Consider the following 17,850-nt stretch of genomic DNA (forward strand, 5'->3'; position numbering starts at 1 on the left):
AATCTGAGTGAAATTTCCTCGCTTGCTGGAGGCTACTGCCCAGCGGTAAATCGCTCCGGCCACTGCGCGGTCAAAGTCGCACAACGCGACACAAGCATTTCGCGCAGCAGGTTGACCGGTTTGCTCAATTGCGCACGGTGGGCACACAGCAGATTCAGCGGCGTACGCTCACCACGCAGCTCCGGCAGGATCACGCGCAAGCGCCCGGCGAGCACGTCAGCGCTGACATCCAGCCAGGACTTGTAGGCAATCCCCACCCCCGCCACTGCCCAGCGGCGCACCACGTCGGCATCGTCACTGAAGCGGTCGCCACTCACCGTCAGGCTGATCTCGCGTTTGCCGTCGTGAAAGCTCCAGCGATCATGCACGCGGCTGCCGAGCATATACAGCAGGCAATTGTGCTGGGCCAATTGCTCCAGGTGCCGGGGTTCGCCGTGCCGTGCGAGGTAGCCGGGCGCCGCGCACAACACGCGCACATTGTCCGGGGCCACCGGCAATGCGATCAGGCTGGAGTCCTCGGGCTCGCCGTAGCGCAGGGCGATGTCCACCGGCTGGCGAAACAGATCGGCAATCCGGTCGCCCAACAACAGACGCACGGTCAGTTGCGGATGCTCACGCTGGAAGTCATCCAACCACGGCAGCAACAGGTTGCGCCCCAGGTCCGAGGGTGCGGACAACTGCAGCACACCGCTGACCTGATCCTGGCCACTGGCCAATAGGCGCCGCCCCTCGTCCAGCGAACTCAGCGCAGCGCGGGCATACTCCAGGAACCCCTCACCTTCAGCCGTCAGGCGCAGGCTGCGGGTGGAGCGCGCCAGCAAGCGCGCGCCCAGTTGCTGTTCGATGCGCTTGAGCGCCGCACTGGCCACGGCGGGCGACAGGTCCATCACCCGCGCTGCCGCCGACAGGCTGCCCAAATCCGCCGAACGTACAAACAACTGCAAATCGTCAAAACGCAGCATGCCGCCCATCCATTATCAAAATTTTATTGAAACAGACCTCTGTTTTAGCCGCTTTTATCTATACGGGAAATAGCCAATCATCTGTCCATCCCGTTTATGCGCCCACTTCCCGGAGCCCCCATGAAAGCCATCGCGTACTACAACTCGCTGCCGATCAACGATCCCCAATCCCTGCAAGACATCGAACTGCCAGCGCCGGTCGCCGGCCCGCGTGACCTGCTGGTGGAAGTCAAAGCCATCTCGGTCAACCCGGTGGACACCAAAGTGCGCCAGAACGTCGCCCCGGAAAACGGCGCCGCCAAGGTGCTGGGCTGGGACGTCGCCGGGGTGGTCAAGGCGGTCGGCAGCGACGTGACGCTGTTCAAGGCCGGCGACAAGGTGTTCTACGCCGGCTCCCTGGTACGCCCCGGCGGCAACAGCGAACTGCACACCGTGGACGAACGCATCGTTGGCCACATGCCCAAGAGCCTGGGTTTTGCCGAAGCCGCCGCGCTGCCGCTGACGGCGATCACCGCCTGGGAATTGCTCTTCGAGCGCCTGCAAGTATCAGAGGGCAAAGAAGACAGGGGCCAGAGCCTGCTGATCGTCGGTGCCGCCGGTGGCGTGGGGTCGATCCTGACCCAACTGGCCAGCCAACTCACCGCGCTGAAGGTGATCGGCAGCGCCTCGCGCCCGCAAACCCAGGCCTGGGCCAAGGCACTGGGGGCAGACCTGGTGATCGACCACAGCCAACCGCTGAGCGAAGAACTCAAACGCGCCGGTGTCGGCCAGGTCACCCACATCGCCAGCCTGACGCAAACCGACCAACACCTCGATCAACTGGTCGAAGCCCTGCAACCCCAAGGCAAGCTGGCGTTGATCGACGACCCGAAGGCACTGGACGTCAGCAAGCTCAAGCGCAAGAGCCTGTCGCTGCATTGGGAGTTCATGTACACGCGTTCGATGTTCGAGACGGCGGACATGATCGAGCAGCACCACCTGCTCAACCGCGTCGCCGAGCTGATCGACGCTGGCACCCTGCAAACCACGGTGGGCGAACACTTCGGCGTGATCAATGCGGCGAACCTGCGCCGCGCCCATGCCCTGCTGGAAAGCGGCACGGCCAAGGGCAAGATCGTGCTGGAAGGATTCTGAAAAGGGTCTGTAGGCGTCGTCCGTTATTCATGTGAGTGATGGACGACACCATTAGTCAGAGAGTTGATCTTTGTCATATTTGCGCGGGTATACGGGTTTATATTGGCCGCCTTTGCCACGATTCTTTTACGCGAGGAAGTCAGTAATGAAGATCCTGATAAAAGCGTTAGCAAAATCCCAGTGGGAAGTGCGCCTGGACCAGAAGGCCATCACCTTCCACAGTGAAGCCGAGGCCCGCGCCTTTGCCGATACCCTGCAAGCCCGAATCCAGGCCCCTCACCGTCTTCCCGTCAACCAGCAACACTCCGCCGCTGGCTGACCGCCACCTCAGACCTGCGCTTGCGCGGCCCGAGCCCGCTGCAAGCGCTGGGTCGACACGGCCACCGTCACCGCCAACACACCGCACAGGCTGATGACCATGGCCATCGGCAGCGCCGTGCCATCGTGCAACAGGCCGACCAACGACGCCGCCCCCGCTGCCACACCAAACTGAATGCAACCGAGCAGCGCCGACGCACTGCCCGCCCGCGCTCCTTGCCCGCTCATGGCGCAGGCCGAGGTGTTGGGCAAAATGCAGCCCAGGCTGGCGATGCAGATAAACAGCGGCACCAGCAGCGGCCACAGGGCATCGGTGTGCAAAGCGCTGATCGCCAGCAATGACAACGCCGCCGCCAGGTACACCCACACGCTGCGCGACAGCAAGAACGCCGGGCCGCGCTTGGCCAGCAAGCGCGCGTTCACTTGGGCGATCAGGATGAAACCGGCCGCGTTGGAACCGAATACCCAGCCGTAATGCTCGGCAGGCACGCCATAGAGTTTGATGAATACGAAAGGTGAACCGGCGATGTAGGCAAACATCCCGCCAATCGCAATACCGCCAGTGAGGGCGTAGCCGAGGTAGACCCGGTCCGACAGCAACGACAGGTAGCGCCGCAGCGAGCCGGACAATGGCTGGCGCGGCTGATGGGCCGGGAAGGTTTCCGGCAGGCCGACGGCCACCGCAATCGCCGCCAATACACTGAACGCGGTCAGCGCGAGGAAGATCGACTGCCAGCCCCACAACCCGACCATCACCCCACCCGCCAACGGTGCGAGGATCGGCGCCAACCCCGTGACCAGCATCAGTTGGGAAAACACCTTGGCCGACCCCACCGCATCACATTTGTCGCTGACCACGGCGCGGGAAATCACCATGCCCGCACAACCGCCCAGGGCCTGGACGAAACGCGCGGCGATCAGCCATTCCAACGACGGCGCATAGGCACAGGCAAAGGACGCGAGGGTAAACAGGGTCACACCGCTGAGCAGCGGCACGCGCCGGCCAAAGCGATCGGCCAGCGGGCCGTAGATCAATTGGCCGATGGCCAGGCCGGTGAAATACACCGCCAGGGTGGTCTGGATATGTTTTTCGTCAGTGCCGAACGCGATAGCCATGGCGGGGAAGCCCGGCAGGTAAAAGTCGATCGCCAATGGTGCGAAGGCGCTCAAGGCGCCCAGAATCAGAATTATGCGCAGGTTCATCAGACACCCAAGTGAGTCGGCAGCTCGACAGTCTAGCCGCGCTTGGGTGCCTTGAACATTACGTTAGCTCGCTAACTATTAAAAATCAGACGACGCTGTAGCCTTCTTCCCGAATCGCATCGGCGATCTGCTGCGCGCTCAATTGGCTTTGCACGCTGACTTGCTTCGCGGCGAGGTCCACCTTCACTTCGGCGCTCGGGTCCTGGTTGTGCACTGCCTGGGTCACCGATTTGACGCAATGGCCGCAGGTCATTCCTTCAACGCTGAATACTTGCATGACATGACTCCTGTATTGAGGGTGGAGGCAGTCTCGACCTTGCCATCATGGCAAGGTCAAGCTCAGAAAATATCCGCCGGGCTGGTATTCGCCCGCGCTGTCGGCCAAGCTTCACCCATCTTTGATTCAACCCACGGAGCATTCGCCATGCGCTGGTCGTTTTTTGCCCTTGCCGGCCTGATGAGCTTGTCTGCCGCTGCGCCGCTGGCCAGTGCCGCAGAAGACTATGCGGTGTTGATCATTTCCCGGGAACGCCTGGAAGTGTCGACCAACTGCGAGATCGGCCTGTACCTGAATGATCAGCTGGCCGGGCGGCTGTTCCAGGAACAGTCCACCTCGTTCAACCTGCCGGCGGGCAACCTGTCGTTGCGCCTCAAGTTGCTGCCGGGCCAGGCACCGGGCTGCCAGCCGGGCCTGCTCGCGCCGCCAGCACAGAACATCACGTTGAAGGTTGGCGACGTGCGCAAACTGCGCATTGCCCAGGGTCCGGACGGCATGTATCTCAAAGCCGCTGCGCTGGACTATTAAACGGCCTTGACCTTCCCCACAGGTCAAGGTTGATGCTAGGGGCCACTTCTCCTGGAGGACTGCCCCATGAATGGAACCACCACCTTTGACCTGCCGATCAGCGGCATGACCTGCGCCAGCTGTGCCGGCCGCGTCGAGCGCGCGCTGGGCAAGGTGCCGGGGGTGCAAAGCGTCAGCGTCAACCTCGCCAACGAGCGTGCCCACGTCGAAGTGGCGGGCCAGATGGACCCCGGTGTGTTGATTGCCGCCGTCGACAAGGCCGGCTACACCGCCACCCTGCCGCAGAGTGAAACCGCTACCGAAGTCGATCAGGCCCAGCGCCTGCAGCGCGAACGCCTGTCGCTGCTGCTGGCGATTGCCCTGGCGCTGCCGCTGGTGCTGCCGATGCTGGTGGAACCCTTCGGCCTGCACTGGATGCTGCCCGCCTGGGTGCAGTTCGCCCTGGCCACCCCGGTGCAATTCATCTTTGGCGCACGCTTCTATATCGCCGCGTGGAAAGCCGTGCGCGCCGGTGCTGGCAATATGGATTTGCTCGTGGCCATCGGCACCAGCGCCGGTTACGGCCTGAGCATCTATGAATGGCTCAGCGCCCACCCCGGCATGGCGCCGCACCTGTATTTCGAAGCCTCGGCGGTGGTGATCGCCCTGGTGCTGCTGGGCAAATACCTCGAAAGCCGCGCCAAGCGTCAGACCGCCAGCGCCATCCGCGCCCTTGAAGCCTTGCGCCCGGAGCGGGCGATTCGGGTCAATGGCGGGCGTGAAGAAGACGTCGCCATCAACGCGCTGGCGCTCAATGACCTGGTGCTGGTCAAGCCCGGCGAACGCTTCCCGGTGGACGGTGAAGTGGTGGAAGGCCAGAGCCACGCCGACGAAGCGCTGATCAGCGGCGAAAGCCTGCCGGTGCCGAAGCAGCCAGGGGACAGCGTTACCGGCGGCGCCATCAACGGCGAAGGCCGCCTGCTGGTGCGCACCACCGCCCTGGGCGCCGAAAGCGTGCTGGCGCGGATCATCCGCCTGGTGGAAGACGCCCAGGCCGCCAAGGCGCCGATCCAGAAACTGGTGGATAAGGTCAGCCAAGTGTTCGTGCCCGCCGTGCTGGTGCTGGCGTTGGTCACGTTGGTGGGCTGGTGGCTGTACGGCGCATCACTGGAAACCGCGATCATCAACGCTGTCGCCGTGCTGGTGATTGCCTGCCCGTGCGCCCTGGGCCTGGCTACACCCACCGCAATCATGGCCGGCACCGGCGTGGCTGCGCGCCATGGCATCCTGATCAAAGACGCCGAAGCCCTGGAGCGCGCCCATGCAGTCAGCGCCGTGGTCTTCGACAAGACCGGCACCCTCACCTCCGGCACGCCAAAAATCGCTCATCTGAGCGCCGTGGATGGCAACGAAGCCCTGCTGCTGCAACAGGCCGGGGCGCTGCAACGTGGCAGCGAACACCCGCTGGCCAAGGCCGTGCTGGACGCCTGCAACGAACAAGGCCTGGTGGTGGCCGACGTGAGCGCCAGCCAATCCCTGACCGGGCGCGGCATCGCCGGTACTCTCGATGGTCGGCAGTTGGCCCTGGGCAACCGCCGCCTGCTCGAAGAAAGCGGCTTGAACGCCGGTGACCTGGCCGAGTCCGCCAAGGCCTGGGAGGCCGAAGGCCGCACCCTGTCCTGGCTTATCGAGCAAGGCGCGCAACCGCGTGTGCTGGGGCTGTTCGCCTTTGGCGACACGCTCAAGCCCGGCGCACTGGAAGCAGTCAACCAACTCAAGGCGCAACACATCAGCAGTCACCTGCTCACCGGCGACAACCGCGGCAGTGCGCGCGTGGTGGCCGAGGCGCTGGGCATCGACGACGTGCACGCCGAGGTGCTGCCCGCCGACAAAGCCGCCACCGTCACCGAACTGAAAAAAACCGGCGTGGTGGCCATGGTCGGCGACGGCATCAACGACGCCCCGGCCCTCGCCGCCGCCGATATCGGCATCGCTATGGGGGGCGGCACCGACGTGGCCATGCACGCGGCCGGCATCACCTTGATGCGCGGCGATCCACGCCTGGTGCCGGCCGCGCTGGAGATCAGCCGCAAGACCTACGCAAAAATCCGCCAGAACCTGTTCTGGGCCTTTGTGTATAACTTGATCGGCATTCCACTGGCAGCATTCGGCCTGCTCAACCCGGTGTTGGCCGGTGCGGCGATGGCGCTGTCGAGCGTCAGCGTGGTCAGTAATGCCCTGCTGCTGAAAACCTGGAAACCCAAGGACCTGGAGGATCACCGCCCATGAACATCGGCCAAGCCGCACGCCAGAGCGGGCTCAGCGCGAAGATGATTCGCTACTACGAATCCATCGGCTTGCTCAAGGCCGCCCACCGCACCGACAGCGGCTACCGTGTGTACGGTGCCGACGACCTGCACACCCTGGCGTTTATCAAACGCTCGCGGGACTTGGGGTTTTCTTTGGAGGAGGTCGGCAAACTGCTGACCCTGTGGCAAGACCGGCATCGGGCCAGCGCCGACGTAAAAGCCCTGGCGCGCCAACACATTGATGAGTTGAATCAGAAGATCATGGAACTGGGGCAGTTGCGCGATACCTTGCAGGACCTGGTGGAGCACTGCCATGGCGATCATCGGCCGGACTGTCCGATTCTCAAGGAGTTGGCTTCGGGCAGTTGCTGCACCTGATGGAATCTACCTGAATACATACAAAACCAAATGTGGGAGCGGGCTTGTGTGAGAGCGGGCTTGCTCGCGAAGACGGTGTGTCAGTCAACGATATATTCACTGATCAACCGCATTCGCGAGCAAGCCCGCTCCCACACAAGCCCGCTCCCACATTTTTTAGATCTACGCGGGCCTTGAGATCACTGCATCCAAGGCGGCGGCGGTGGCTCGTCCGGGACTTTGCTCGGTGGTGCATCGTCCGCCGCGCGGATCGCCTGCCGACGCTCTTCATCCAGCCGCGCCGCTTCGATCTCGCGGATCACGCCGCCCACGTCCGCCAGTTCTTCCGGCTCATCGAACTCGCCGGTCAACACACTGGCCGGGTGCAACGTGCCGGCTTCGTAAAGCGCCCACATTTCCTTGGCGTATTTGGTCTTTTTCAACTCCGGGGCAAAACGCCCGAAGTACGACGCCATGTTGCCCACATCCCGCTCCAGCATGCTGAACGCGTGGTTGTTGCCCGCCGCATCCACCGCCTGGGGCAGGTCGATGATCACCGGGCCGGTCGGCGTGAGCAGTACGTTGAACTCGGACAAGTCACCGTGCACCAGGCCGGTACACAGCATCAGCACGATCTGCGAGATCAGGAAGGCGTGGTATTCACGCGCCTGGTCCGGCTCCAGCACCACGTCATTCAGGCGCGGTGCCGCATCGCCGTACTCGTCGGCCACCAGTTCCATCAACAGCACGCCTTCCAGGAAGTCAAACGGCTGGGGCACGCGAACGCCCGCACCGGCCAGGCGGAACAACGCCGCCACTTCAGCGTTCTGCCAGGCATCTTCGGTTTCTTTCTTGCCGAATTTGGAGCCCTTGGCCATGGCCCGGGCCTGACGACTGTTGCGGACCTTGCGGCCTTCCTGGTATTCGGACGCCTGACGAAAACTTCGTTTGTTCGCCTCCTTGTAAACCTTGGCGCAACGCAATTCATTGCCGCAGCGCACCACATAAACAGCTGCTTCTTTACCACTCATGAGTGGGCGCAGCACTTCGTCGACCAGACCGTCTTCGATCAGGGGTTCAATGCGTTTAGGAGTCTTCATCAGCTTTTATTGTGGGTCCTTTATTACCAAATACGCGTATGGCACTCGTTATACGGCAATCGGCCCGCCGGTGGGAGAGGCGACTGACCGTTGATCACTTAAGAATGCATCAGATATGCCAGTTTCAGCGCTCAATGATCGCTGTAACCCCCTGCCCGCCCGCCGCACAGATTGAAATCAGCCCACGCCCCTTGCCCGCCGCGTCCAACAGTTTGGCCAGGTTGGCGACGATACGCCCACCCGTGGCAGCAAACGGGTGCCCGGCCGCCAATGAACTGCCCTTGACGTTGAGCCGGCTGCGGTCGATCGCGCCGAGGGGGGCATCAAGCCCGAGGCGCGTCTTGCAGTAGTGCGCATCCTCCCACGCCTTGAGCGTGCACAACACCTGGGCAGCGAAGGCTTCGTGGATCTCGTAGTAATCGAAGTCCTGCAGCGTCAGGCCATTCCTCGCCAGCAAACGCGGCACCGCATACACCGGCGCCATCAACAGGCCTTCGGCACCGTTGACGAAATCCACCGCCGCCGCTTCACCATCGCGCAAATACGCGAGGATCGGCAGCCCACGCTCTTTAGCCCAAGCCTCGCTGCCCAACAATACCAATGAGGCACCATCTGTCAGAGGCGTGGAGTTGCCCGCCGTGAGCGTAGCTTTTTCGCCGCGTTCGAACGCCGGCTTGAGCGCGGCAAGTTTCTCTAGGGTCAGATCCGGGCGCAGGTTGTTATCGCGGGTCAGGCCGAGGAACGGCGTGAGCAAATCGTTGTGCCAGCCTTCGGCGTAGGCGGCCGCCATGTTCCGGTGACTCTCCAGCGCCAGCTGATCTTGCTCGGCGCGGGGGATCTGCCAGGTCTGCGCCATCAGTTCGCAATGCTGGCCCATGGACAACCCTGTACGTGGCTCACCGTTGCGCGGCAGTTCCGGCTTGAGGTGATGGGGGCGCAGTTGCAACAGCACTTTAAGCTTGTCCGCCAGGGATTTGCTGCGGTTGGCTTGCAGCAGAATCTTGCGCAGCCCTTCGTTGACGCCGATGGGCGCGTCGGACGTGGTGTCGACCCCACCCGCAATCGCGCACTCGATCTGGCCCAGGGCGATTTTGTTGGCCACCAGCAACGCCGCCTCAAGCCCGGTGCCGCATGCTTGTTGAATGTCATAGGCCGGGGTTTGCGGCGACAGGCGCGAGCCGAGCACGCATTCGCGGGTCAGGTTGAAGTCCCGCGAATGCTTGAGCACCGCGCCGGCGGCCACCTCGCCGATACGCAAACCGTGCAGGTTGTAACGCTCGATCAGGCCTTCCAGCGCAGCGGTCAGCATCGCCTCATTGCTCGCCGTGGCGTAGGGACCATTGGAGCGGGCAAAAGGGATGCGGTTACCGCCAATGATCGCTACACGGCGCAATTGAGTCATGAAAATCTCCCTGCTGGATATGGGTGTAATCCGTCAGCCTAGCCTAGGCTGATCGAACGACTAGCGCGTTTTGATGGTCAACTCTTCTTTGAACCACAGTTTCTGGAGAGCGTTCCATGCCTGACCGTTATATCGACTTCGCCAATTCAGGCCTCGGCCATCGTCTGGTCGCCGCCCTTGGCCTGCCGTCACCGGTACGCCTGGAACGCTGGCAGGCCGGGCGTCTGCGCCCGGTCGACGGCGCCTTGTTACTCGGCGGTGGCGGGTTGGTGGACAAGGTGCAGGCATTCGCGCACAAACTCACCGACGCCATTTACACCTACGGCACCGAAACCTCGACATGGATCCCCGGACATGGCCCGAAGATCAAGGCCGTGGTATTCGACGCCAGTGAGCTGCAGCACACCGACCAACTCAAGCAACTGCGCGAATTTTTCCAGCCACTGCTGAAAAACCTCGATAACAGCGCGCACCTGGTGATCCTCGGTCGTGCGCCAGAGAGCTTTCTCAACCCATTCGCGGCCAGTGCCCAACGCGCCCTTGAAGGCTTCAGCCGGTCCCTGGCCAAAGAGTTGCGCAACGGTGGCGTGCTGCAATTGCTTTACGTCGGTGACGGCGCCGAAGACCAACTGGAAGGCGCGCTGCGATTCTTCCTCTCACCCAAAAGCGCATACATCTCGGGCCAGGTGATCCGCCTGGAAGCCTGCGCCACGCCGGTCGAGGACTGGACCCGCCCGCTGGCCGGGCGCACGGCGCTGGTCACCGGAGCCGCCCGAGGCATTGGCGCGGCCATCGCCGAGACCCTCGCCCGCGACGGCGCCGAGGTGGTCCTGCTCGATGTGCCCCAGGCCAAGACCGACCTCGACGCTCTGGCCGCACGCCTGGGCGCGCGTAGCGTCGCGCTGGACATCTGCGCCGACGCCGCCGCCGACCAGTTGGTCGAGCAACTTCCCACCGGCCTCGACATTCTGGTGCACAACGCCGGTATCACCCGCGACAAGACCTTGGCCAACATGACCCCGGACTTTTGGGACGCGGTGGTGGCGGTCAACCTGAACGCCCCGCAAGTGCTGACCAAGGCGCTGATCGACAGCGGCACCCTGCAAGACCACGCCCGCGTGGTGCTGCTCGCCTCCATCAGTGGCATCGCCGGCAACCGTGGGCAAACCAACTACGCCGCGAGCAAGGCCGGCTTGATTGGCCTCGCACAGGCCTGGGCGCCGCTGCTCAAGGGCCGTGGCATCAGCATCAATGCCGTGGCGCCGGGCTTCATTGAAACCCAGATGACCGCGCATATCCCGTTCGGCCTGCGTGAGGCCGGGCGTCGCATGAATTCGCTGGGCCAGGGCGGCCTGCCGCAAGACGTCGCCGAGGCCGTGGCCTGGCTTGGCCAACCAGGGTCCGGCGCGGTCAGCGGCCAGGCGCTGCGGGTGTGCGGGCAAAGTCTTCTGGGAGCGTAACCATGGATTGGCAAACCTTAGGCAGCACTCCGTTTCTGCCACCGCTGTACTGGCGTGCGGCGCTCAAGCGCAAAATCAGCGGCGACACCTTGCCCGCCCTGGGGCTGCGCTGCCGGGTCAGCGTCGACCCTACGCACGTGGCGGCCTATCGCAGGGTCTGCGGCTTTGCCGACAGCCCGATCCTGCCGGCGACGTACCCGCATATCCTGGCGTTCGGCCTGCAGATGCAGTTGCTCACCGACACAAGGTTCCCCTTCCCGTTGCTGGGCCTGATTCACCTGGGCAACTGCATCCGTATCCACAGGCCCTTGGGCGGCATCAGCGACCTGACCCTCAGCGTACACACGCAAAACCTCAAGCCTCACCCCAAGGGTGCGACCTTTGACGTGGTGACCACCGTCGAAGATGCCCTGGGCCTGCTGTGGGAAGCCGAAAGCCGCATGCTCTGCCGAGGCGTGAAGACTGACGGCAACGCGGCGGACGACGCCCTGCCCACGCCCACCCCCGTCAGCGAACTGACACGCTGGCCCGCCCCTGCCGACGTCGGTCGGCGTTATGCCAGGGTGTCCGGCGACTACAACCCGATCCACCTCAGCGCCCTGACCGCCAGGCTGTTCGGGTTCCCCCAGGCCATTGCCCACGGTCTGTGGAACAAGGCGCACGCCCTCGCCGCCCTCGGTGAGCATCTGCCCGCGGCCAATATCGAAATACACGTCGAGTTCAAAAAACCGGTGCGCTTGCCCAGTGAAGTGCGGTTATTCACCAGCGCAGCCGGTTCCAGCGGTGAATGGGTGTTGAAAGGCAGCGAAGAGATTGAGCACATGCTCGGCAAGTGGCAACCAATCGCCTGAAACAAACCGATAAATTGTATATATACACCTTAAGTGATAGCGGACTTCATAAAGTCCGCCCCTTTATTCAACCCCATGTTTTTTAATATATATACATCCTCCCCTTACACCCTTCGTATTAATCGCCAAGTACAGACTTGCCCTCCCTATATAAATCGTTAATACCAAGTTGAGCATTGCGCGAAAGTTGCCCCAGGCCTGTGATGATTCCACGGACAAACCCATCGCTATCCAAAGAAATAGCGAGTGTTTGAAGACAACTCAGGTTGTACAGGTGCAAGGAACTCAATCATGAAAACTCAAGTAGTGTTTTGGAAAGCAAGTACCGCACTCGCCCTCGCCGTAGCACTGACACTCGGCGGCTGCAGCAGCGGCGGTGGTGGGCATCACAGCGGCGGCTCGTCCTCCACCGACGATACGACTGCCGGCACAGGTGGCACTGGCGGTGGTACTGGCGGCGGCACTGGAGGTGGAACTGGTGGCGGCACTGGCGGAGGTACTGGCGGAGGTACTGGCGGAGGTACTGGAGGAGGCACAGGTGGCGGCACAGGTGGCGGCACCACCGGTCCTGGCACTGGCACCGGCGGCACGACCACGCCATTGGTTACCGCCACCGTCGTCGACACCGTGGGCACTACCGTGACCGGTGCCGGCACCGCTGTCGAAAGCCTCGGCACCCAACTGGGCAACCTGCCGATTGTCGGCGCTACCGCCGGCGGCCTGGTGACTGCCACCGGCACCGCAGTAGGCAGCATCGGCACCGGTTTGTCGGACGGCTTGGGCACGCTCGGCACTGACAGCAACGCACTGGGCACGACCCTCGCCGGGGTCGGCAACGGTGTCTCGGACCTGGGTGATGGCGTGAGCACGACCGGTACCAACGTTGCCACCTTGCTCGGGCGCGTGCCCGTGGTCAGCGGTGTCGCGCCGGTGGTCGGCGGGGCAGTCGACAATGTCGGCAACGTCGTGACCATGCTCGGCGACACCCTGAGTACCGCCAGCACCACCGGCCCACTGGGTTCGGTCACCAACGCCGTCGGCGCCAGAGTGCTGGTGCCCGTGGTCTCGCTGGTGGAAAAAACCACCGGCCAAGTCGGCACCGCAACCGGCCTGAACAGCCCTGTCAGCGGCCTGCTGAATAAAGTCGGGAGTACCGTCGACGGTCTCGGCAATCAAGTTGCCAGTGCGGGCGGCACTGGCAACCCAGTCACCGGCGCGGTGGGCAGCGTGCTCAATGGCGCAGGTACCGTGGTCGCCAGCGCCGGGGGCTACGTCAACCCGACCGGCGGCACGGGTGGCGGCACGGGGACAACCAACCTCGGCCTGCCGGAACTCATCGGCGGCGTGATCGCCGGCGCCGGCAACGGCCTCAATGCCGGCAACACCAATGGCCTGGTCAGTGCGGCGGGCATCACGGGCGGCAACGCAGGCGGCAGCGTGGCATCCCTGGGCACGCTGCTCGGCGGCAGCGGCGTACCGAACAGCGCAGCGGGTGCGCCAGTGGCGGCACTCACCACCAGCGTGGGTGGCGCGCTCAACCCGGTCACCAGCGGCGTCACCAGCCTCACGCAGAACGTCGGTAGCGCCACTGGGCTCGGCGCTCCGGTCAATGGCCTGGTCACCAACGTCGGCGGGGCTGTGAGCAACCTGGGCGGCGCCATCGTCGGCACCAATGCCAACCCGGTCACCAATGCCTTGGGCGGCACTGTGAACGCCGTCGGCAACACCGTGGCCTCGGTGGGTGGCGTGGTCACAGGTGGCACCAGCGGCGGTGGGTTGCTCGGTGGCGGCCTGAACCTGGGCGGCAGCGCATCTGCCAGCGCCAGCGCCGGTACGAGCAGCAACGGCGGCCTGCTCGGAGGCCTGATTGGCAATAAATAGAATTGCACCTGGCCGATTAGACGGCCTCCCCTACAGCGCCTACGCTTGGTTGAGACGAGAGACCCAGTAAGTCTCTCGTCTTTTTTAGCGCCAATGAAAGGCACCCGAACCGCGCCCCCAGAGCCCGGCGGGAATCTGCGAAACGCTGCAGCAGTTTTGACCATGGAGTGTCCTATGCGCGCTTTCACGCCGTTGTTGTTGCTCACCCTCAGTGCCTACGCCCACGCCGATACCCTGCCCAGCTTCCTCAATAGCAACGACACCATCCGCAACCTGCCCGTGCCCAACCTGCCCGCCGATGCCTATCGACCGAACACCCCGCAGACCCAGTTGCCGACGCCCGCAGCCAGCGAAGCAAAACCCTTATTGATGGACACCAAAGTGACCATCCGCAAACTGCAGATCGACGGTGGCACGGTCTACCCGCTCAAGGAACTGGCCCAGGCGTTCGAGCCGCTGATTGGCCACGAAACAGACCTGGCCCACCTGATCGAAGCCACCCGCAGCATCACCCGGCGCTACCAGGCGGACGGCTACCTGCTGTCCTACGCGTTCCTGCCGGAACAACATTTCGAAGGCGGCCTGGTGCACGTGGTGCTGGTGGAGGGCTATATCCGCGATTACCAAGTGCAGGGCGACATCGGCTCGGTGTCGGCCTACGTCACCAAACTCGCGGACAAACTCAAGGCCGAACGCCCCCTCACACGCAAGACCTTCGAGCGTTACACCACGCTGATGGGCGCGATACCGGGCGTGACGCTCCAGGCGCAAGTGCCGCCACCGGGCACCACCGACGGCGGCACCCGCATGCAGATCACCGCCAGCCGCAAGCCGTTCACCACCAGCATGAGCCTCAACCAGGCCAGCCGTGGCGGCCTGCAAGCGCTGCTCAGCGCCACCAGCAACTCCCAGACGTCCATGGGCGAGCAGTTGACCGTCAGTGGCCTGTTCCCGCCGGGCGACGACAAGGAACACTACTACCGCGCCGCCTACAGCCAATTCATCAATGCCGAGGGCACCCAACTGGCACTTTCGGGCGAACGCTACCGCGCCGACCCAGGCACCAACCTGCAACTGGGCGGCGGTTTCGAGCTCAAGCCGCACCAGGCCATCGACCGATTCTCCATTGGTTTGAGCCACCCGCTGATCGCCTCGCCGACCGAGTCGTTGAGCCTGGGTACACGCTTGTACGGCGTCGACCAGAAAACCCGCTATCAACTGGTGGGTTTCCCCAATCGCTTCGATGTCGAAACAGACCTGCGTGCCCTGGCCTTCGAAGGCGACTGGCGCAAGGCCGACAGCGACCAACTGCGCATCCTCAGCGCCGGTTTGTACCAAGGCATTAACGGCATGGGCGCCAAGACCCGCAGCGATCTGCAAGGGCTAAAACCCGACCTCGACTTCTTCCGCCTGCGCCTGTCCGGCGTGCAAAGCAACAAGCTGTTCGCCAGCAACTTCCAGGGCGTGCTGTCGGGGGCGTTCTACTGGAGCGACGACACCCTGCCCGACAGCGAACGCGCCACGTTCGGCGGGCAGAGTTTCGGCCGAGGTTACCCGGATGACCAGGGTTCCGGCGACAAGGGCTGGGGCGTGGCCTACGAGGTCAACTACAGCTACAACCGCGCCGGCGACTGGGTGCGCATCCTGCAACCCTACGTGGTGTTCGACCGCGCCAAAACGTGGTTCAACGAAGTGCCGGTCAAGGGCAATAACCTGTCCTCGGCGGCCGTCGGCCTGCGCTTTGGCGACAGCAAGTACTACAACATTGCGTTGGAAGCGGCCAAGCCGATGTCGGACGTCGCGCTGGACAGCTTTGATCGGCGGCCGCGCTATACCTTGAGCTTCAGCTATCAACTCTGAACGGCAGGGTTGTAAACCTGTGGCGAGGACGCTTGTTCCCTCGCCATTGAGGTCAGAGATGGCGTTTCTGGAGAGGAAACAGATTGTTGAGGGTATCGATCAAGCGCACCAGATAGATCGGCTTGCGAAACAAATCCAGCACTTGCAGGCGCAGCATGTCACTGACGTCATCCATTTCGGCATGACCCGACATCACGATCACCGGCAGGTGCTGACGGTCGGTGTGTTCGCGCAGGCGCTTGATCAGGGAGATGCCACTTTCCTCGGGCATGCGCAGGTCGGTGATGATCAGCGCGATGTCGGGGTTGAGGGTCAGTTCCTGTAGCGCGAAGGTCACGGAGGTGGCGGTGAAACAGACAAATCCCTCATTTGCGAGGGATTCGGCGAGTTCGATCAGGGCGTCTTCTTCGTCGTCCACCAAGAGGATTTGTTGCCGGGAAGACGAGGCAGGGAGGCTCATGGAAAAAGATCCTGACACTAAGAATGTACTCAGGTTAGTCGCGTCAATAAAATGATCAAGTCGACAGCAGGCTCGTTTCGATCAGGTTGAACAATACCTTCACACGGTCGCTGATCGGGGTCATGAAAATACCGATCACCGCCGCGCACATCGCCGCCACAATGGCGTACTCGATGCCGGAGGCGCCGTCCCTGGCGCTCACCATTACTTGCACTTTCACGTACGCGCTGCGAATGCTGTCTTCGATGTGCATGTAGAGCTCCGTCAAACTAAAGAGGAGAACGCAACGCATTAAAACATCAAGTAGTGATCCCGGTTTGTATGGAAGTAAAGATAGCCTTCACCTTGGTGCTGATCGGTGACATGAACGCCCCGATGACCGCCGCACACATCGCTGCAACAATCGCATATTCAATACCGGAGGCCCCTTCCCTGCCATACGACAGGATCTGGATTTTGATGAACACCTTGCGAATACCGTCAAGGAACATATTGAACATATGACTTCTCCTTTGCGCAGGAAGCGCGATGTAGCGGGCTTGCAACATGATCTTGCTATGCCTCAAGAGCATTGTCGGCAAATCCACTCCCGACAACTGTAACAAGCGACTAATCACAAAGTATTAGTCAGTTTCATGGCGCCAAACCCCCTGTATTTGTGTGGCGACGCATAATATTCAGACGGATTAATGGCGTTTTGTCCTAGCTCTACTACCTTCAAATAGCGAAATAGTCAGAAGCCCAGAATGCACTGATTGCGTAGTAGCTGGACGGACCCGATGGCAGGCCCGGCAGCAGGAAAGGGAGAGCCTTTATGAGCAGTCGTATCAGCATGATTCTGGCCGTGATATTGCTGCTCGGCGCGCTGATCGCCGGGTATTGGGGCCTCGTCCTGAGCCGGCCGGAGCCCATCACCGCCGTCGCGCCACCTGTCATTAACAACGCCCCCGTGGCTCCCGTCGAAGACCCGACCCGCCTACCCGTGGTCGTACTGATCCATGACGTGCCGCCCTTCGTCGCGCTGACCGCCGCCGACCTGAGCGTGGAAAAACTCAAGACCGTGCCCGCCGGCAGCCTGACCCGCCTGGACCAAGCCGTCGGCCGCGCCCCATGGCGCGCCCTGGAAGCCGGCACCTGGCTGACCGAAGAGAGCTTCAGCGCCGGCGGCAACCTGTCCCGCATGATCCGCCCCGATGAGCGCGCACTGGCGGTCGCCGTGGATGAAGTGACCGGCGCCGGCGGCCAACTCAACCCGGGTGACTACGTTGACGTGATGCTCTATCTGCGCCAGGAAAACGGCAACCCGCAACCCTCCGCACAAACCATCATCCCGGCCCTGCGCCTGCTGGGCGTGGGTGATCAGCTGGGGCTGACCAACGACGGCAAACCCGGCTCCCCGGTACCCGTCACCCAGGAAGACAAGGCCAGGCAACAACAAAACCGCGCCAGTGCGCGCACGGTGTTGCTGGCGGTGCCTGAACAGTTGATGACCCGCCTGGTCCTGGCCATACAAGCCGGCAACCTGCGCCTGGCCGTACGCAGCGCCGACGAGCAGCGCCTGAGCCACTACTGGAGCGGCGGCACCGACGCCATGGCCAACCTCGACAGCGCCAAGCGCGATCTCTACCAATTCAACCAACTGGCGCTCACCACGCCGCCCCTCGGCAACTTCAACCGGCCCGCCACCACGGGCGCCCCGCGGCGCTCTGGGGTCGAAGTCATACGCGGCAACCAGATCACTCAACAAACGCCCTGATAGCGCTAAGGAT

At 62.9% G+C, this 17,850-nt stretch carries 18 protein-coding genes; 10 read left to right on the forward strand and 8 right to left on the reverse strand.

Going from position 1 to position 17,850, the window contains the following annotated elements; translation table 11 throughout:
* Positions 1-32: 32 nt before the first annotated feature.
* Positions 33-962: a transcription regulator VimR gene (gene vimR, locus OPU96_RS21095; RefSeq protein WP_305392011.1), complete on the reverse strand. Its 930-nt coding sequence runs from the start codon at positions 960-962 to the stop codon at positions 33-35.
* A gap of 120 nt (positions 963-1,082) precedes the next feature.
* Here vimR and OPU96_RS21100 point away from each other — a divergent pair, with 120 nt between their 5' ends.
* Together OPU96_RS21100 and OPU96_RS21105 are read left to right on the forward strand one after the other, a co-directional pair.
* Positions 1,083-2,096 carry a zinc-binding alcohol dehydrogenase family protein gene (locus tag OPU96_RS21100; RefSeq protein WP_498559622.1) on the forward strand — a complete coding sequence of 338 codons (1,014 nt, stop codon included), beginning with the start codon at positions 1,083-1,085 and terminating at the stop codon, positions 2,094-2,096.
* Positions 2,097-2,241: 145 nt separating this feature from the next.
* Complete coding sequence (locus tag OPU96_RS21105; RefSeq protein WP_498559623.1) at positions 2,242-2,415, forward strand: hypothetical protein; 174 nt, start codon at positions 2,242-2,244, stop codon at positions 2,413-2,415.
* Between the two features lie 8 nt (positions 2,416-2,423).
* Here OPU96_RS21105 and OPU96_RS21110 read toward each other — a convergent pair whose 3' ends face one another.
* Both OPU96_RS21110 and OPU96_RS21115 read right to left on the reverse strand, forming a co-directional pair.
* Entirely contained in the window at positions 2,424-3,617 is a 1,194-nt protein-coding gene (locus tag OPU96_RS21110) for a multidrug effflux MFS transporter (RefSeq protein WP_226455694.1), read from the reverse strand.
* Positions 3,618-3,702: 85 nt separating this feature from the next.
* Positions 3,703-3,894 carry a heavy-metal-associated domain-containing protein gene (locus tag OPU96_RS21115; RefSeq protein WP_192300157.1) on the reverse strand — a complete coding sequence of 64 codons (192 nt, stop codon included), beginning with the start codon at positions 3,892-3,894 and terminating at the stop codon, positions 3,703-3,705.
* Between the two features lie 147 nt (positions 3,895-4,041).
* On the opposite strand from OPU96_RS21115, the gene OPU96_RS21120 reads away from it, so the two are divergent.
* The 3 genes from OPU96_RS21120 (at position 4,042) to cueR (ending at position 7,088) form a co-directional block, all read left to right on the forward strand.
* Positions 4,042-4,422, forward strand: a complete 381-nt coding sequence (locus tag OPU96_RS21120) for a hypothetical protein (protein WP_192300158.1) — start codon at positions 4,042-4,044, stop codon at positions 4,420-4,422.
* Positions 4,423-4,488: 66 nt separating this feature from the next.
* On the forward strand, positions 4,489-6,690 hold the full coding sequence (locus OPU96_RS21125) for a heavy metal translocating P-type ATPase (protein ID WP_498559624.1): 2,202 nt from the start codon (positions 4,489-4,491) through the stop codon (positions 6,688-6,690).
* Positions 6,687-7,088 carry a Cu(I)-responsive transcriptional regulator gene (cueR, locus tag OPU96_RS21130; protein WP_192300160.1) on the forward strand — a complete coding sequence of 134 codons (402 nt, stop codon included), beginning with the start codon at positions 6,687-6,689 and terminating at the stop codon, positions 7,086-7,088. Before OPU96_RS21125 ends, cueR begins: the two co-directional genes overlap by 4 nt.
* 179 nt (positions 7,089-7,267) lie before the next feature.
* Here cueR and OPU96_RS21135 read toward each other — a convergent pair whose 3' ends face one another.
* Complete coding sequence (locus OPU96_RS21135; RefSeq protein ID WP_014716761.1) at positions 7,268-8,167, reverse strand: PA4780 family RIO1-like protein kinase; 900 nt, start codon at positions 8,165-8,167, stop codon at positions 7,268-7,270.
* A 124-nt stretch (positions 8,168-8,291) separates the two neighbouring features.
* Positions 8,292-9,569: an acetyl-CoA C-acetyltransferase gene (locus tag OPU96_RS21140; protein WP_498559625.1), complete on the reverse strand. Its 1,278-nt coding sequence runs from the start codon at positions 9,567-9,569 to the stop codon at positions 8,292-8,294.
* A 116-nt stretch (positions 9,570-9,685) separates the two neighbouring features.
* Here OPU96_RS21140 and OPU96_RS21145 point away from each other — a divergent pair, with 116 nt between their 5' ends.
* From OPU96_RS21145 to OPU96_RS21160, 4 genes are all read left to right on the forward strand, one after another.
* Positions 9,686-11,029: a 3-oxoacyl-ACP reductase gene (locus OPU96_RS21145; protein WP_226455691.1), complete on the forward strand. Its 1,344-nt coding sequence runs from the start codon at positions 9,686-9,688 to the stop codon at positions 11,027-11,029.
* A gap of 2 nt (positions 11,030-11,031) precedes the next feature.
* On the forward strand, positions 11,032-11,880 hold the full coding sequence (locus OPU96_RS21150; RefSeq protein WP_226455690.1) for a MaoC family dehydratase: 849 nt from the start codon (positions 11,032-11,034) through the stop codon (positions 11,878-11,880).
* A 291-nt stretch (positions 11,881-12,171) separates the two neighbouring features.
* Positions 12,172-13,761, forward strand: a complete 1,590-nt coding sequence (locus OPU96_RS21155) for a collagen-like triple helix repeat-containing protein (protein ID WP_498559626.1) — start codon at positions 12,172-12,174, stop codon at positions 13,759-13,761.
* A gap of 174 nt (positions 13,762-13,935) precedes the next feature.
* Positions 13,936-15,621: a ShlB/FhaC/HecB family hemolysin secretion/activation protein gene (locus OPU96_RS21160; RefSeq protein ID WP_498559627.1), complete on the forward strand. Its 1,686-nt coding sequence runs from the start codon at positions 13,936-13,938 to the stop codon at positions 15,619-15,621.
* A gap of 52 nt (positions 15,622-15,673) precedes the next feature.
* On the opposite strand, the gene OPU96_RS21165 is transcribed toward OPU96_RS21160, so the two are convergent.
* The 3 genes from OPU96_RS21165 to OPU96_RS21175 are packed head-to-tail and all read right to left on the reverse strand — an operon-like array spanning position 15,674 to position 16,581.
* Complete coding sequence (locus tag OPU96_RS21165; RefSeq protein WP_192300166.1) at positions 15,674-16,081, reverse strand: response regulator; 408 nt, start codon at positions 16,079-16,081, stop codon at positions 15,674-15,676.
* Between the two features lie 55 nt (positions 16,082-16,136).
* Entirely contained in the window at positions 16,137-16,334 is a 198-nt protein-coding gene (locus tag OPU96_RS21170) for a Flp family type IVb pilin (RefSeq protein WP_192300167.1), read from the reverse strand.
* Between the two features lie 46 nt (positions 16,335-16,380).
* Positions 16,381-16,581: a Flp family type IVb pilin gene (locus OPU96_RS21175; RefSeq protein ID WP_498559628.1), complete on the reverse strand. Its 201-nt coding sequence runs from the start codon at positions 16,579-16,581 to the stop codon at positions 16,381-16,383.
* 314 nt (positions 16,582-16,895) lie between these two features.
* Here OPU96_RS21175 and cpaB point away from each other — a divergent pair, with 314 nt between their 5' ends.
* Positions 16,896-17,837 carry a Flp pilus assembly protein CpaB gene (gene cpaB / locus OPU96_RS21180; protein WP_192300168.1) on the forward strand — a complete coding sequence of 314 codons (942 nt, stop codon included), beginning with the start codon at positions 16,896-16,898 and terminating at the stop codon, positions 17,835-17,837.
* Positions 17,838-17,850: the final 13 nt, after the last annotated feature.

The organism is Pseudomonas sp. RP-B7 (genome assembly GCF_059803535.1).

What these genes read in the sequence shown, in the direction of transcription:
- OPU96_RS21160 (WP_498559627.1), top strand. Translation starts at nt 13,936, where the DNA reads ATGCGCGCTTTCACGCCGTTGTTGTTGCTCACCCTCAGTGCCTACGCC.
- OPU96_RS21115 (WP_192300157.1), bottom strand. Translation starts at nt 3,894, where the DNA reads ATGCAAGTATTCAGCGTTGAAGGAATGACCTGCGGCCATTGCGTCAAA.
- OPU96_RS21165 (WP_192300166.1), bottom strand. Translation starts at nt 16,081, where the DNA reads ATGAGCCTCCCTGCCTCGTCTTCCCGGCAACAAATCCTCTTGGTGGAC.
- OPU96_RS21125 (WP_498559624.1), top strand. Translation starts at nt 4,489, where the DNA reads ATGAATGGAACCACCACCTTTGACCTGCCGATCAGCGGCATGACCTGC.
- OPU96_RS21110 (WP_226455694.1), bottom strand. Translation starts at nt 3,617, where the DNA reads ATGAACCTGCGCATAATTCTGATTCTGGGCGCCTTGAGCGCCTTCGCA.
- OPU96_RS21105 (WP_498559623.1), top strand. Translation starts at nt 2,242, where the DNA reads ATGAAGATCCTGATAAAAGCGTTAGCAAAATCCCAGTGGGAAGTGCGC.
- cpaB (WP_192300168.1), top strand. Translation starts at nt 16,896, where the DNA reads ATGAGCAGTCGTATCAGCATGATTCTGGCCGTGATATTGCTGCTCGGC.
- vimR (WP_305392011.1), bottom strand. Translation starts at nt 962, where the DNA reads ATGCTGCGTTTTGACGATTTGCAGTTGTTTGTACGTTCGGCGGATTTG.
- OPU96_RS21150 (WP_226455690.1), top strand. Translation starts at nt 11,032, where the DNA reads ATGGATTGGCAAACCTTAGGCAGCACTCCGTTTCTGCCACCGCTGTAC.
- OPU96_RS21100 (WP_498559622.1), top strand. Translation starts at nt 1,083, where the DNA reads ATGAAAGCCATCGCGTACTACAACTCGCTGCCGATCAACGATCCCCAA.
- OPU96_RS21140 (WP_498559625.1), bottom strand. Translation starts at nt 9,569, where the DNA reads ATGACTCAATTGCGCCGTGTAGCGATCATTGGCGGTAACCGCATCCCT.
- OPU96_RS21170 (WP_192300167.1), bottom strand. Translation starts at nt 16,334, where the DNA reads ATGCACATCGAAGACAGCATTCGCAGCGCGTACGTGAAAGTGCAAGTA.
- OPU96_RS21175 (WP_498559628.1), bottom strand. Translation starts at nt 16,581, where the DNA reads ATGTTCAATATGTTCCTTGACGGTATTCGCAAGGTGTTCATCAAAATC.
- OPU96_RS21155 (WP_498559626.1), top strand. Translation starts at nt 12,172, where the DNA reads ATGAAAACTCAAGTAGTGTTTTGGAAAGCAAGTACCGCACTCGCCCTC.
- OPU96_RS21120 (WP_192300158.1), top strand. Translation starts at nt 4,042, where the DNA reads ATGCGCTGGTCGTTTTTTGCCCTTGCCGGCCTGATGAGCTTGTCTGCC.
- OPU96_RS21145 (WP_226455691.1), top strand. Translation starts at nt 9,686, where the DNA reads ATGCCTGACCGTTATATCGACTTCGCCAATTCAGGCCTCGGCCATCGT.
- OPU96_RS21135 (WP_014716761.1), bottom strand. Translation starts at nt 8,167, where the DNA reads ATGAAGACTCCTAAACGCATTGAACCCCTGATCGAAGACGGTCTGGTC.
- cueR (WP_192300160.1), top strand. Translation starts at nt 6,687, where the DNA reads ATGAACATCGGCCAAGCCGCACGCCAGAGCGGGCTCAGCGCGAAGATG.